We start from the raw sequence: 14,964 nt of genomic DNA on the forward strand, positions 1-14,964 counted from the left end.
GGTCTACAATTGAATAAGGAGGAAGAATTTTGGTAGAGAATCAAGTGAAGAAGAAGCGTAGACGTATTTTTTTAATTTCGATTATCGCACTGCTTTTAGTTTGTGGATCAGTCTATGCGTATATTTCATCTGCATTAGGACCAGTTGATAGTGGAAATAAAAAAGAGATTGAGGTAGAGATTCCAAAGGGGTCATCTACAAGTAAAATCGGTGAGATTTTAGAAGAAAAAGGTGCTGTGAAAAGCAGTACAGTTTTTAGTTTTTATACGAAATTTAAGTCGAAAAGCTTACAAGCAGGTACATATTTATTAAATCCTTCGATGAGTGCTAACGATGTCATTGAACAAATGTCATCTGGCAACGTACATCGTCCGGCTCTTTATAAAGTGACGATTAAAGAAGGGGCGCAAGTAACTGAAATTGCTGAAGTGATTGCGGCAGAATTAAAGTGGAATAAAGATGATGTTGTGCGTCAATTAAACGATAAAGCATTTATTCAAAAAATGCAGCAAAAGTATCCGAAGCTATTAACAGATAAAATTTTTGATAGCAACATTAAATATCCACTAGAAGGATACTTATATCCAGCAACGTATTCTTTCTATAAAAAGGATACGAAATTAGAAGAAATTGTAATCCCGATGCTTGAGAAAACAAATGCAATTATTGTTCAAAATGAGGCGAAAATGAAAGCGAAGAACTGGGATGTTCATCAACTTCTCACGTTGTCTTCACTTATTGAAGAAGAGGCTACTGGCTTTACTGATCGCCAAAAAATCTCTAGTGTTTTCTATAATCGTCTAGCGAAAGGCATGCCGCTTCAAACGGATCCGACGGTATTATATGCGCTTGGAAAGCATAAACAACGTGTATTATACGAAGACTTGAAAGTAAACTCACCGTACAATACGTATGTTGTGAAAGGGTTGCCGGTTGGACCGATTGCAAACTCTGGTAAACATTCAGTGGAAGCAGCGTTAGATCCTGCGCAAACAGATTATTATTATTTCTTAGCTGCACCAAGTGGTGAAGTGTATTATGCGAAAACATTAGAAGAACATAATGCATTAAAGCAAAAATACATTACGAAAAAACAGTGAAATGGGGAGGGATAGCGAAAAGGGTCGCATATCCCTCTTTTTTGTGGTAAAATATATCGGGTTAAAAACTGGCAGAAGAATCGTTTTTAATATCAAAACGGGACGTACAAGCTAAGGGTGAAACTGGCTTGTATTTTTATTGCATTCTATGTGTGAAAAGACAAAGGTTGACGCGTCATAGAGGCACTTCTCCATGTAAATAAGGAGGACCAATTATGGAGGATGCAGTTAACGAGTACCTATTATCATTTATTGATCCAAAAGATAAATTAATTCTTGAAATGGAAGAGTATGCAACTGAAAACCATGTGCCGATTATGGATCGACTTGGAATGGAATTTATGCTGCAATTTTTACGTTTAATTGGACCGGAAAGTATTTTAGAACTTGGAACAGCAATCGGTTATTCTAGTATTCGTATGATGCAAGCTATTCCGAACTCTCGCATTGTGACAGTAGAGCGCAATCGTGAACGATATGAAAAGGCACTTGAATATATAGAATGTTCCTCGGTAACAGACCGTATTTCTGTTATTTACGGTGATGCTTTAGAAACGGGCGAACAAGTGAAAGAACATGGAACATTTGATGTTATTTTTATTGATGCAGCGAAAGGGCAGTATCGTCGCTTTTTTGACTTATACGAACCGTTATTAAATCCTGGTGGCGTTATTATTTCAGATAACGTTATGTACCATGGTCTTGTGACGACAAAAGAGAAAATTGAAAATAGACGTACCCGTGGTTTGATTCGTCGTATTAAGACGTACAATGAATGGCTTATGAATCATGAAGGATATGATACAACGATTTTCCCGATTGGCGATGGAGTGGCTGTAAGTAAAAAGAGAGGGTGACAAAAGTATGAAGAAACCTGAATTGTTAGTAACGCCTAGAGCGGTGGCGGATATTGAACCTCTTGCGAAAGCAGGGGCAGATGCAGTAATGGTTGGTGAACAAAAGTTTGGTTTACGTTTGGCAGGAGAGTTTTCACGTGAAGATGTGAAACAAGCTGTAAACATTGCGCATGAAAATGGTGTGAAAGTATACGTTGCAATGAATGCAATGTTCCACAATGATAAAGTAGAAGAATTAACGGACTATGTTGCCTTTTTAAATGAGGTAAATGTAGATGCGATTGTTTTCGGAGATCCAGCGGTATTAATGGCTGTTCGTGAAGTTGCACCAAATATGCAACTTCACTGGAATACAGAAACGACAGCAACAAACTGGTTTACTTGTAACTATTGGGGGCAAAGAGGAGCGAAACGCGCTGTATTAGCTCGTGAGCTTAGCTTAGATGAAATTGCTGAATTAAAAGAAAATGCTGAAGTGGAACTTGAAGTACAAATTCACGGTATGACTTGCATGTTCCAATCGAAGCGTTCACTAGTAGGAAACTACTTTGAGTATCAAGGGCGTAATCTCGACATCGAAAAGAAAAAGTATGAAGAGAATATGTTCTTATACGACCCGGAACGTAATAACAAATATCCAATTTATGAAGATGAAAATGGTACTCACATTATGAGTCCGAATGATATTTGTTTCATCGATGAGTTAGAGGAACTAATCGGTGCTGAAGTCGATAGCTTAAAAATTGATGGTGTCCTAAAAAGTTCTGAGTACATTATTGAGGTAACGAAGAAATATCGTAAGGCGATTGATTTATGTGTAGAAGATCGTGATGCGTATTATGACGTGAAAGATGATTTATTTAAAGAGATAGAAGAAATACAACCGGTAAATCGTCCGTTAGATACAGGATTCTTCTTTAAAGAAACGGTTTACTAAACGAGGAGGGTGTAGGAAATGGCTGTACAAGAAATTTCACGAGTGATCGATGGCAAACGCGTTATTGTGAAAAAACCTGAACTGTTAATCCCTGCGGGTAACTTAGAAAAATTAAAAGTAGCTATCCATTATGGGGCAGATGCTGTATATTTAGGTGGACAAGAATTTGGTCTTCGTTCTAATGCAGGTAACTTTACGCTGGAAGACATGGCAGAAGGCGTTGAATTTGCAAAGAAATATGGAGCAAAAATATACGTAACAACAAATATTTTTGCACATAATGAAAATATGGATGGGCTAGAGGAATATTTAAAAGGGATTGAAAAAGCTGGCGTAACGGGAATTATCGTTGCCGATCCGCTTATTATTGAGACATGTAAACGTGTGGCGCCTTCTGTTGAGGTGCATTTAAGTACACAACAATCACTATCCAACTGGAAAGCAGCACAGTATTGGAAAGAAGAAGGTTTACATCGTCTTGTATTAGCTCGTGAAGCAAGCTATGAAGAAATGAAAGAAATTAAAGAAAAAGTTGATGTTGAAATTGAAGCATTCGTCCATGGTGCAATGTGTATCGCGTATTCAGGGAGATGTACATTAAGTAACCATATGACAGCGCGTGACTCTAACCGTGGTGGTTGTTGTCAATCTTGCCGCTGGGATTATGATTTAGTTCAAACGGTATCACAACATAAAGATGCAAAAGAGCTTCCTCTATTCCAAGAAGAAGATGCTCACTTTGCGATGAGCCCAAAAGATTTAAATTTAATCTTATCAATTCCGAAAATGATTGAAATTGGAATTGATAGCTTAAAAGTTGAAGGACGTATGAAATCTATCCATTACGTAGCGACTGTAGCAACTGTATATCGTAAAGTAATTGATGCGTATTGTGCGGATCCGGATAACTTTGAGTTTAAACAAGAATGGTTAGATGAACTTGATAAATGTGCAAATCGTGATACAGCTCCTGCATTCTTTGAAGGGGTTCCAGGACATCAAGAGCAAATGTTTGGAAATCATAGTAAGAAAACAACGTATGATTTTGCTGGTTTAGTGTTAGATTATAATGAAGAAACGGGCATCGTAACGCTTGAGCAACGTAATCACTTCAAACCAGGACATGAAGTGGAGTTCTTTGGGCCAGAAATAGAAAACTTTACGCAGACGGTGGAGAAAATTTGGGATGAGGATGGAAACGAATTAGATGCAGCGAGACATCCGTTGCAAATCGTGAAATTCAAAGTGGATCAACCAGTGTATGTGAATAATATGATGCGCAAAAACATACTTCAATAAGAAAGAGTGGTAGTCGAATGGGGACGAATAAGCCTGTTGTAATTGGAATCGCTGGTGGTTCAGGATCAGGAAAAACAAGTGTAACGAAAGCGATTTTTGACCATTTTAAAGGTCATTCCATTTTAATCTTGGAGCAAGATTATTATTACAAAGATCAAAGCCATTTACCAATGGAAGAACGTTTAAAAACAAATTACGATCATCCGTTAGCGTTTGATAATGATTTGTTAATTGACCATTTGCAGCAGTTGCTTGCATATGAGCAAGTGGAAAAGCCTATATATGACTATACATTGCATACGCGTTCAGAAAAAATTATTCCAGTTGAGCCGAAAGATGTAATCATTTTAGAAGGAATTCTTATTTTAGAAGACCCACGTCTTTGTGAGTTAATGGATATTAAGGTGTTCGTTGATACAGATGCAGACCTTCGTATTTTACGCCGCATGCAGCGCGATATTGAAGAGCGCGGTCGTACAATGGATTCAGTTATCGACCAATACGTAAACGTTGTACGTCCAATGCATAATCAATTTATTGAGCCTTCTAAGAAATTCGCGGATATTATTATCCCTGAAGGTGGACAAAACCATGTTGCAATTGATATTATGGTTACAAAAATTGCAACAATTCTTGAACAAAAAGTAAATTTGTAATAGCATAGTAAAAGATATACGATAGGAAGGGATTTTTTCCCTTCTTATCGAATACAATGAAACATGAAACCTCACCTACCAATAGGTGAGGGCATATTTATATCAACTTTCCATACATACCTTCTTTATATAAGGAAGAATTGGAGAATAAGGGGTTGTATGTGACAACTCCACTAGTGCTACGTGTGCTAGAAACCTCCGCTATATAAGCGGAGGAGTTTTCATATGGAACTCCTCTTTTTTTCGGGGGATTGGTATATAAAAGGAGTGGAAAACATGGCAACAGAAAAAACATACCCTATGACGCAAGAGGGTAAGCAAAAACTAGAGAACGAAGTTGAACAATTAAAAACAGTAAGACGTAAAGAAGTTGTAGAGCGTATTAAGATCGCACGTAGCTTCGGAGATCTTTCAGAGAACTCTGAGTATGATGCAGCGAAAGATGAGCAAGCATTCGTAGAAGGACGTATTACACAACTTGAAAACATGATTCGTAATGCGGTTATCATTGAAGACAATGGTGAAGAGTCTACAGTTGTAACATTAGGTAAAACAGTAATATTTAAAGAGTTACCAGGTGGAGACGAAGAAGCATACATAATCGTAGGTAGCGCAGAAGCCGATCCATTTGAAGGAAGAATTTCTAACGATTCTCCAATCGCAAAAAGCTTATTAGGTAAGCAAATTGGTGAGAAGGTAGCAATCCAAACACCAGGTGGAGAAATGCAAGTAGAGATTATCTCTGTAAAATAACGTAAAAAATCACTCGTGTAAAAACGAGTGATTTTTTATTTGTATAAAAGGTGAAACACCTCGTCTAAACTACAATAGACGAGGTGTTTTTTATGAAAATGAAACGGAGAATTATAATTGTTTTAATTTGTTTTATGGGTGTGATTTTTTTATTACTTTGTCGTTTAATCCAAATACAGATTATAGATACGGAATCATTTACTGACCGAAATATCAATCTGATTGAAAAAAGTGTTACGCAACGAACACAATCACTTACAGTAGATAATGGAAGAGGGCATTTTACAGATCGAAATGGTAAGGAAATTGGTGAAGAGAAATATCCAGTCTTAATTGTTTTTCCATTTTTACAAATAAAAAATGACATGTTAGAGAAAATTGCGCATATCATTGGTGTGTCGAGACAAGAGATAAGACTGCAAATGAAAAATAAGAATCAAGCATTTATATTACGAAGGGAGAATACCCCATTTCAATTAACGCTCGAGCAGATGAAGAAGGTAAATCAATTAGATATTTTAGGTATTGTAGCAGCAGAAGTTCGACTGAAGCAAATGGGAGAGGCAGATCATTTAATTGGTGATGTGGGAGAGAATGAACAGGAATTTCAAAAGCGTTATGGAGAAATGAAAAAAACTTCGAAACAAACGCCAATTGGTATTTCTGGATTGCAACAATCATTTGATGAATTTTTACTGACTGATGGAGAAGCGAAAGTACTATATCAAGTGGATCGACAAGGAGAACCGATTTTTGGGAAGCAGGCGAAATACACTTCGCCAGGAAATCCATTTTATCCAGTTACTATTCAAACAACAATACATAAAACGTTGCAACGACGAGCAGAGAAGATTATAGATGAAAACGGAATAAAAAAAGGTGGGTTAGTATTACTAGACATAAAGAATAGTGAAGTTGTAGCAATGGTAAGTAGGCCTTCTTTACAGATGAATGATAGGAGGATATATAAAGCTACACTTGAAAATCAAATGTTAACTCCTCATTTTCCGGGGTCTGTTTTTAAAACAGTAGTTGCAGCAGCAGGAATTGATGAGAATTTGGTGCGGTTTAATCGTACATTTAACTGTAATACGGATTTATACGGTGAAAATCTTCCACAAGTTATGATGGGGTCATTAAACTTTAAGGAAAGCTTTGCTAGAAGCTGTAATCGAACGTTTGCCGTATTAGGTGGTGAACTAATACAAAAGGATAGGGAAGTATTAGAAACGTATTTAGAGGCCTTAGGAGCACGTGAGAAGGTAGGTTGGAAAGGTTCGGTATTTCATACACCAGAATTTGAGCAATTGCCAGAAGAAAAGAGTGCTATTATTTGGGAAAGCGAAGAAAATAAAGATAGTAGAAAAGCGGTTGCTCAAACGATGGTCGGACAAAAAGATGTACGTGTGTCACCTCTAGCTATAGCGAATATGATGGCGACAATTGCTAGAGGTGGAGAGAAGATGGAAGTGAAAGTCGTTAAAAAAATAGTGTATAAAAATGGAACCGCCTTTTTTACATTTGAAAATCATAAATTAAATGGGAAACAGCTTTCTTATGAAACGATGAAAAAATTACAACAGTTGTTAAGAGGCGTTGTAACGATGGAGAAAGGAACGGGAACCGCATTCCGTTCGTTGCCACTAACTGTCGCTGGAAAATCTGGGACGGCACAAACAGGAAAAGGAGAGAGGGTGAATCGCTGGTTTGCAGGTTATTTTCCATATGAAAACCCAAGATATGCTTTAGTTGTAGTTGATATAGAAACAGATAGTAATGAAAATGTAGTCACACCAGTTTTTGCAGAAATGGTAGAGGAAATTCATCAATTAGAAATTGAAAAGTAATCTTGCAATTATTTATGAAATGTTTTCATTTCGTGAAAATATTATTGTAAATGTTCAACCTTTCTAGATTTAATGTTACAATAGCAAGTATGAAAAACTGCATGGAGGTTTGAAGAATGGCAGGAGGATCTAGATTCCAACAGAAACAACAAAAACGTCGTCAAAACGGTGTTTTAAATATTGCAATCGCTATTGTATTAGTAGCAGTAGCTATTGTAGCATATCAATTGTTTGTTCCTGACACAAAAGAGCAAGCGTCTTCTAATGATAAAAAGGTAGCTCAGCAAACAACAAAAGAAAATAAAGCTGAGAAAGCAAAAGGTAAAGAAGAGACGAAGAAGAACGAGCAAGATAAGACAGAGGCTAAGAAGAAGGAAGAAGAAGAGAAGCAAAAGGCTGAGGAAGAAAAGAAAAAAGCTGAAGAAGAAGCGAAAGCTAACGAGAAAGCACCAGCTGAAAAAACACAGTCACAGGCAACAGATGCTTATACGAAATCTTCTTGGAAGCCAGTAGGTACAGAGCAAGGTGCAACACCTGCAATGACGTTTAAAAAAGGTACAGCAGATTGGAATGAGATGAATCAAGCGATTTCAGCTGCAATTGACGTTCCAGTAAATCAATTAGTTATCCATAGAATTGGAAATAACGGTAAGAATAAAGCTTACGGTAACGTACAAGATAAACAATCAGGTAAAAAATATTATGTAAATATTGATTGGGTAGACAATGAGGGCTGGAAACCAGTACTCGTTCAAACTCTAAACTAAAAAAAGAGAGGCTCTTAAGAGCCTCTCTTTTTTTAGTTAGCGTAATTTCTTTAATTTAAAATGAACAACTGCACTATAATAAGGTCTTTTGCTTTCAGGATCCATAATCATTTGGTGAGAAATATGATGAACTTCGAGCATAAGTGCTTTATTATTATCGATTTGTTCGTTAATTTTTTTTTCTAGAGAAACTAAGTTTGCAGCCTCGAAAAATTCTACTTTATCTTCTAACATTTCAAAGGTAAATGACACGAAGATGCCCCCTCTCCTATGATAATCACCTATAGTGTAACAAAGAAAAGAAGGAAATACTACGTACATTTCAATTGACATTTTTAGAAAGAGAGAATATCATACTGATAAAACCGATAAGAAAAAGGGGAATTTTTATGGGAACAGAATTTAATGGTTTATTTGATGAATGGGCTCATACGTACGACTCATTTGTACAAGGCGAAGATATACAATATAAAGAAGTTTTCGCCCATTATGAGGACATTTTAGAGGATGTAGTTAACAAGTCATTTGGCAACGTATTAGAATTCGGTGTTGGTACTGGCAATTTAACAAATAAATTATTACTTGCTGGTCGCACAGTTTACGGTATAGAACCGTCACGCGAAATGCGTACTATTGCAAAAGAGAAATTACCAAAAGAGTTTTCAATTACAGAGGGTGATTTTCTTTCATTTGAAGTCCCAAATTCAATCGATACTATTGTGAGCACTTACGCATTTCATCATTTAATAGATGAAGAAAAAGACGTAGCAATTGCGAAGTATAGTCAATTGCTAAACAAAGGTGGTAAAATAGTGTTTGCTGATACGATATTTGCAGATCAAGATGCATATGATAAAACTGTCGAAGTAGCAAAACAAAGAGGTTTTCATCAGTTAGCAAATGATTTGCAAACAGAATACTATACACGTATTCCGATCATGCAATCTATTTTTGAAAACAATGGCTTCCACGTAACGTTTACGAGATTAAATCATTTCGTTTGGGTAATGGAGGCAACTAAGCAATAGAAAGAGGGATTAGATTGAGAATTGCTGTAATTGGAGCAATGGAAGAAGAAGTACGTATTTTACGTGACAAACTAGAACAAGCAGAAACAGAAACTGTTGCAGGTTGTGAATTTACGAAAGGGCTATTGGCAGGACATGAAGTAATCTTGCTAAAATCTGGTATTGGTAAAGTAAATGCAGCGATGTCAACGACAATTTTATTAGAAAAATATAAGCCTGAAAAAGTAATTAATACTGGTTCAGCTGGTGGATTCCATCACTCTCTAAATGTTGGTGATGTAGTTATTTCAACAGAAGTTCGTCACCATGACGTAGATGTAACAGCATTTAACTACGAATATGGTCAAGTGCCAGGAATGCCACCTGGATTTAAAGCTGATGAGGCATTAGTTGCATTAGCTGAGAAATGTATGCAGGCAGAAGAAAATATTCAAGTTGTAAAAGGTATGATTGCAACAGGTGATTCATTTATGAGTGATCCGAACCGCGTTGCAGCAATTCGTGATAAATTTGAAGATCTTTATGCAGTAGAAATGGAAGCAGCAGCTGTTGCGCAAGTATGCCACCAATATGAAGTTCCGTTTGTTATTATTCGTGCACTTTCTGATATTGCTGGTAAAGAATCAAATGTTTCATTTGATCAATTTTTAGATCAAGCAGCTCTTCATTCTACAAACTTTATCGTAAAAGTACTAGAAGAGTTAAAGTAATGTAACAAAAAGGCAACTGTCTCATATAAAGAAAATACATACAGTTGCCTTTTCTTTATTGGCAAATAAGGGGGAGAACACGATGAATGTATATCGTGGAGTTCATGAGTTGATTGGTCATACACCAATCGTGGAAATTACTCGTTTTTCACTTCCGAAAGGAGTCCGTTTATTTGCAAAGCTTGAATTTTACAACCCAGGCGGAAGCGTTAAGGATCGTTTAGGAAGAGAATTAATCGAAGATGCACTAGAAAAAGGGCTTGTTGCAGAGGGCGGAACAATTATTGAACCGACGGCTGGGAATACTGGCATTGGACTGGCACTTGCAGCGTTAGAACATGATTTACGCGTCATTGTTTGTGTACCAGAGAAATTTAGTATTGAAAAACAAGAATTAATGAAAGCGCTAGGTGCAACGGTCGTGCATACACCGACTGAGCAAGGAATGACCGGCGCAATTGCAAAGGCAAAAGAATTAGTAAAGGAAATACCAAATTCATACTCTCCAAGTCAGTTTGCTAATGAAGCAAACCCTCGTGCTTATTTCAAAACACTAGGTCCTGAACTTTGGGATGCGCTGAATGGAGAGATTAATATATTTGTTGCAGGGGCAGGAACTGGCGGTACGTTTATGGGAACTGCGTCTTATTTAAAAGAAAAAAATATTGATATTAAAACGGTTATTGTAGAACCAGAAGGATCTATTTTAAATGGCGGTAAAGCTGGTTCACATGAAACAGAAGGTATTGGTCTTGAATTCATTCCACCATTTTTAAAAACATCTTATTTTGATGAAATTCATACGATTTCTGATCGAAATGCATTTTTACGCGTAAAAGAATTGGCGCAAAAGGAAGGCCTTCTCGTTGGAAGCTCTTCAGGAGCGGCATTTCATGCAAGCTTACTTGAGGCAGAAAACGCAGCACCAGGTACAAATATTGTAACGATTTTTCCGGATAGCAGTGAGCGCTATTTAAGTAAAGACATATACAAAGGATGGGAATAAAAAATGAGAGCAAAGACAAAGTTAATTCATGGTATTCGCATAGGAGAACCTTCAACTGGATCTGTAAACGTGCCGATATATCAAACGAGTACGTACAAACAAGAAGCAGTTGGTAAGCATCAAGGATATGAATATTCACGAACAGGTAATCCAACTCGTTCAGCTTTAGAAGAAATGATTGCAGTGTTAGAAAATGGTCATGCTGGATTTGCATTTGGTTCAGGGATGGCAGCTATTACAGCAACTATTATGCTATTCTCAAAAGGAGATCACGTCATTTTAACAGATGATGTTTATGGCGGTACGTATCGCGTTATTACAAAAGTACTAAACCGTTTCGGCATTGAGCATACATTTGTAGATACAACAAACCTAGAGGAAGTTGTAGAAGCAATTCGCCCAAATACGAAAGCGATTTATGTGGAAACACCAACGAATCCATTACTGAAAATTACTGATATTAAGAAAATATCCGCTCTTGCTAAAGAGAACGATTTATTAACAATTATTGATAACACATTCATGACGCCATATTGGCAGTCGCCAATTTCTTTAGGAGCAGACATTGTACTTCATAGTGCAACGAAATATTTAGGTGGGCATAGTGATGTAGTTGCAGGCCTAGTAGCTGTAAATAGCCCGAAACTAGCAGAAGACCTTCATTTCGTACAAAACTCAACAGGAGGTATTCTTGGACCACAAGACAGCTTCTTACTACTTCGTGGTTTAAAAACATTAGGAATTCGTATGGAGGAGCATGAAATAAATTCACGCGCAATTGCTGAGTTTTTAAATAACCATCCGAAAGTAAATAAAGTATATTATCCAGGTCTTGAATCACATCAAAATCATGAATTAGCAAAAGAACAGGCGAACGGATTTGGTGCAATCATCTCATTCGATGTAGATAGTGAAGAAACATTAAATAGAGTACTTGAGAAGTTACAGTACTTTACACTTGCTGAAAGCTTAGGAGCAGTAGAAAGTTTAATTTCCATTCCATCACAAATGACACATGCATCAATCCCAGCAGATCGCCGTAAAGAATTAGGAATTACAGATACATTAATTCGAATCTCTGTTGGTATTGAAGATGGAGAAGATTTAATTGAGGATTTGGCACAAGCACTAGCATAGTAAAAATGCACTGCTAATATAGAGCAGTGCATTTTTATTATATTAATTTGTGAAATGTTTCACAAATTAGACATACACAAATGAAATGATTTCATGTATATTAAATTCATGAAATATTATTCACGAATAAACTTGTGAAATGTTTCACAAACAATGAGATTCATGTAGGAAGGTAACTCTATTTTTTTACGCTAATCGGGACTTTTTATGACCTATAGGGACTTATGAAGTCCAAGATAGCAGAATAGGAGGAAATTTACATGGTAGTCAAAGAGAAAGTTGTAAATGAAATGCAAGAGGTAAAAGAGATGATTGATACGTTAGTAGATAACGGTCAAAAAGCTTTACAAGCATTAGAAAGTTTTACACAAGAGCAAATTGACAACATTGTTCATGAAATGGCGCTTGCGGGTGTCGATCAACATATGCCGCTTGCGAAGTTGGCTGTTGAAGAAACGGGCCGTGGCGTATATGAAGATAAATGCATTAAAAATATTTTTGCCACTGAATATATTTGGCATAGTATAAAGCAAGATAAAACGGTAGGAATTATTCATGAAGATCCTCATGAAGAAATAATAGAAATCGCAGAACCTGTCGGTGTAGTAGCTGGGGTAACGCCAGTAACGAACCCAACATCGACAACAATGTTTAAAGCATTAATCGCGATAAAAACGAGAAATCCAATTATTTTCGCATTTCATCCTTCTGCACAAAACTGTTCCGTTGCAGCGGCAAAAACAGTATATGATGCAGCAGTGAAAGCTGGTGCACCAAAGCATTGTATTCAATGGATTGAAAGACCTTCTGTGGAAGCAACGAAACAATTAATGAACCATGATGGTGTCGCACTCGTTCTAGCAACTGGAGGGGCTGGTATGGTGAAATCGGCTTATTCTACTGGTAAACCCGCGCTAGGTGTAGGGCCAGGTAATGTACCATGTTATATAGAGAAATCGGCACATGTAAAACGTGCTGTTAATGATTTGATTTTATCGAAAACATTTGATAACGGTATGATTTGTGCGTCAGAACAAGCCATCATTGTAGATAAGGAAATCTATAATGATGTTAAAGCAGAAATGATTGCAAATAATTGTTATTTTGTAACAGAGGAAGAGAGAAAGAAATTAGAAAAGCTTGTTATTAATGAAAATACATGTGCAGTAAATAGTGATATTGTTGGGAAATCAGCACAGTATATTGCTGAATTAGTAGGAATTACTGTACCTGAACATACAAAAATGCTTGTAGCTGAAATTAAAGGCATCGGAGCAGCGTATCCACTATCTCGTGAGAAACTGAGCCCAGTGTTAGCTTGTGTAAAAGCAAATTCATTAGAAGAAGGATTTACATATTGCGAAGAAATGTTAGAGCTTGGTGGCCTAGGGCATTCAGCGGTTATCCATTCTACAAATAAAGAAGTACAAAAACAATTTGGGTTACGTATGAAAGCCTGCCGTCTCATTGTAAATGCACCTTCATCACAAGGTGGAATTGGTGATATATATAATGGATTTATTCCATCACTTACGCTTGGTTGTGGCTCCTACGGGAAAAACTCAGTTTCTCAAAACGTAACGGCGACTCATTTATTAAATATAAAAAGGTTGGCAAATAGAAAAAAGAATATGCAGTGGTTCAAATTACCACCCAAAATTTATTTTGAAAAACATGCGACAGCATATTTAGCAAACATGCCTAACATTTCCCGCGCATTTATTGTAACGGATCCAGGGATGGTTGAGCACGGTTATGTAGATACAGTTACGCACTATTTACGTAAGCATGCAAATGATGTGAAAGTTGAAGTTTTCTTTGAAGTTGAGCCAGATCCATCAGATGAAACTGTATTTAAAGGTGCGGACATGATGAAAAGCTTTAAACCAGATGTAATTATCGCGCTTGGTGGCGGTTCAGCTATGGATGCAGCAAAAGGGATGTGGTTATTCTATGAGCACCCAGAAACGACATTCTATGGAATAAAACAGAAGTTTTTGGATATAAGAAAACGTACATGTAAGTATCCGAACTTGGGAAATAAAGCACAATTTGTTGCCATTCCAACAACATCAGGGACGGGATCAGAAGTGACGCCATTTGCGGTTATTACAGATAAGAAAAATAATATTAAATACCCGCTTGCGGATTATGAATTAACACCAGATGTAGCGATTGTTGATCCGCAATTTGTAATGACAGTACCACCTCATGTGACGGCAGATACTGGTATGGACGTATTAACACATGCAATTGAAGCGTATGTGTCTGTTCTGGCAAATGACTATACTGATGGTTTAGCATTAAAAGCAATTGATCTCGTATTTAAATATTTACCGAGAGCATATAAAAATGGAAATGATGAAGAAGCACGAGAAAAAATGCATAATGCTTCCGCAATCGCAGGGATGGCATTTGCAAATGCTTTCCTAGGTATTAATCATAGTTTAGCGCATAAAATTGGACCGGAATTCCATATTCCGCATGGACGTGCGAATGCAATTCTTATGCCGCACGTAGTTCGCTACAATGCTATTAAGCCAAGAAAACACGCATTGTTCCCAAAATATGAGCACTTTGTGGCTGATGAACGCTATGCACATATTGCGAGAATGCTCGGGCTTCCAGCAAGCTCAACAGCGGAAGGTGTGGAATCACTCATCCAAGCAATTATTGAGCTTGGAAAAAGCTTAAATATAAATATGAGTATTGCAGGACAAGGAGTGGCCAAAGACCAATTTGAAGGGGTTGTTGGATTATTAGCAGAAAGAGCTTTTGAAGATCAATGTACAACAGCTAATCCAAAATTACCGCTCATTTCAGAGCTGAAAGAAATCTATATGGAAGCATATAAAGGCGTATAATAG

At 37.0% G+C, this 14,964-nt stretch carries 14 protein-coding genes; 13 read left to right on the plus strand and 1 reads right to left on the minus strand.

Annotation, left to right across the window (positions count from 1 at the left end; genetic code table 11):
• The first annotated feature begins 29 nt into the window (after positions 1 to 29).
• The 8 genes from mltG to MKX66_RS25360 all read left to right on the plus strand — a co-directional run bounded on the left by mltG (position 30) and on the right by MKX66_RS25360 (position 8,216).
• Positions 30 to 1,100, plus strand: a complete 1,071-nt coding sequence (mltG, locus tag MKX66_RS25325) for an endolytic transglycosylase MltG (RefSeq protein WP_002015278.1) — start codon at positions 30 to 32, stop codon at positions 1,098 to 1,100.
• A gap of 215 nt (positions 1,101 to 1,315) precedes the next feature.
• Entirely contained in the window at positions 1,316 to 1,957 is a 642-nt protein-coding gene (locus tag MKX66_RS25330; RefSeq protein WP_002034114.1) for an O-methyltransferase, read from the plus strand.
• 7 nt (positions 1,958 to 1,964) lie between these two features.
• Entirely contained in the window at positions 1,965 to 2,894 is a 930-nt protein-coding gene (locus MKX66_RS25335; RefSeq protein ID WP_341087382.1) for a peptidase U32 family protein, read from the plus strand.
• Between the two features lie 18 nt (positions 2,895 to 2,912).
• A complete protein-coding gene (locus MKX66_RS25340; RefSeq protein WP_002143215.1) occupies positions 2,913 to 4,193 on the plus strand; it encodes a peptidase U32 family protein in 1,281 nt (426 codons plus the stop codon).
• A gap of 17 nt (positions 4,194 to 4,210) precedes the next feature.
• Positions 4,211 to 4,849, plus strand: a complete 639-nt coding sequence (gene udk, locus MKX66_RS25345; RefSeq protein WP_002015274.1) for a uridine kinase — start codon at positions 4,211 to 4,213, stop codon at positions 4,847 to 4,849.
• A gap of 276 nt (positions 4,850 to 5,125) precedes the next feature.
• The gene (gene greA, locus MKX66_RS25350) at positions 5,126 to 5,602 is read left to right on the plus strand and encodes a transcription elongation factor GreA (RefSeq protein ID WP_078213491.1); all 477 of its coding nucleotides are present in this window, start codon (positions 5,126 to 5,128) and stop codon (positions 5,600 to 5,602) included.
• Positions 5,603 to 5,694: 92 nt separating this feature from the next.
• Positions 5,695 to 7,449, plus strand: coding sequence for a peptidoglycan D,D-transpeptidase FtsI family protein (locus MKX66_RS25355; RefSeq protein ID WP_215590203.1), 1,755 nt, complete (start codon positions 5,695 to 5,697; stop codon positions 7,447 to 7,449).
• 116 nt (positions 7,450 to 7,565) lie between these two features.
• On the plus strand, positions 7,566 to 8,216 hold the full coding sequence (locus MKX66_RS25360; protein ID WP_002034119.1) for a YrrS family protein: 651 nt from the start codon (positions 7,566 to 7,568) through the stop codon (positions 8,214 to 8,216).
• A gap of 36 nt (positions 8,217 to 8,252) precedes the next feature.
• Here the strand turns inward: MKX66_RS25360 and MKX66_RS25365 are convergent, their stop codons facing one another.
• On the minus strand, positions 8,253 to 8,468 hold the full coding sequence (locus MKX66_RS25365; protein ID WP_002015268.1) for a YrzA family protein: 216 nt from the start codon (positions 8,466 to 8,468) through the stop codon (positions 8,253 to 8,255).
• Between the two features lie 137 nt (positions 8,469 to 8,605).
• Here MKX66_RS25365 and MKX66_RS25370 point away from each other — a divergent pair, with 137 nt between their 5' ends.
• The 5 genes from MKX66_RS25370 to adhE all read left to right on the plus strand — a co-directional run bounded on the left by MKX66_RS25370 (position 8,606) and on the right by adhE (position 14,961).
• Positions 8,606 to 9,244: a class I SAM-dependent DNA methyltransferase gene (locus tag MKX66_RS25370; RefSeq protein ID WP_002015267.1), complete on the plus strand. Its 639-nt coding sequence runs from the start codon at positions 8,606 to 8,608 to the stop codon at positions 9,242 to 9,244.
• A 14-nt stretch (positions 9,245 to 9,258) separates the two neighbouring features.
• On the plus strand, positions 9,259 to 9,954 hold the full coding sequence (gene mtnN, locus MKX66_RS25375) for a 5'-methylthioadenosine/S-adenosylhomocysteine nucleosidase (protein WP_002015266.1): 696 nt from the start codon (positions 9,259 to 9,261) through the stop codon (positions 9,952 to 9,954).
• Positions 9,955 to 10,036: 82 nt separating this feature from the next.
• Positions 10,037 to 10,960 (plus strand): O-acetylserine dependent cystathionine beta-synthase, encoded by a 924-nt coding sequence (locus MKX66_RS25380; protein ID WP_002034120.1) that lies wholly within the window; start codon positions 10,037 to 10,039, stop codon positions 10,958 to 10,960.
• A 3-nt stretch (positions 10,961 to 10,963) separates the two neighbouring features.
• Complete coding sequence (locus MKX66_RS25385) at positions 10,964 to 12,097, plus strand: bifunctional cystathionine gamma-lyase/homocysteine desulfhydrase (RefSeq protein ID WP_341087383.1); 1,134 nt, start codon at positions 10,964 to 10,966, stop codon at positions 12,095 to 12,097.
• 260 nt (positions 12,098 to 12,357) lie between these two features.
• Positions 12,358 to 14,961: a bifunctional acetaldehyde-CoA/alcohol dehydrogenase gene (adhE, locus tag MKX66_RS25390; RefSeq protein WP_341087384.1), complete on the plus strand. Its 2,604-nt coding sequence runs from the start codon at positions 12,358 to 12,360 to the stop codon at positions 14,959 to 14,961.
• The last annotated feature ends 3 nt before the right edge of the window (positions 14,962 to 14,964 follow it).

This window comes from Bacillus sp. FSL R9-9530 (genome assembly GCF_038008145.1).
Lineage (GTDB): Bacteria > Bacillota > Bacilli > Bacillales > Bacillaceae_G > Bacillus_A > Bacillus_A mycoides.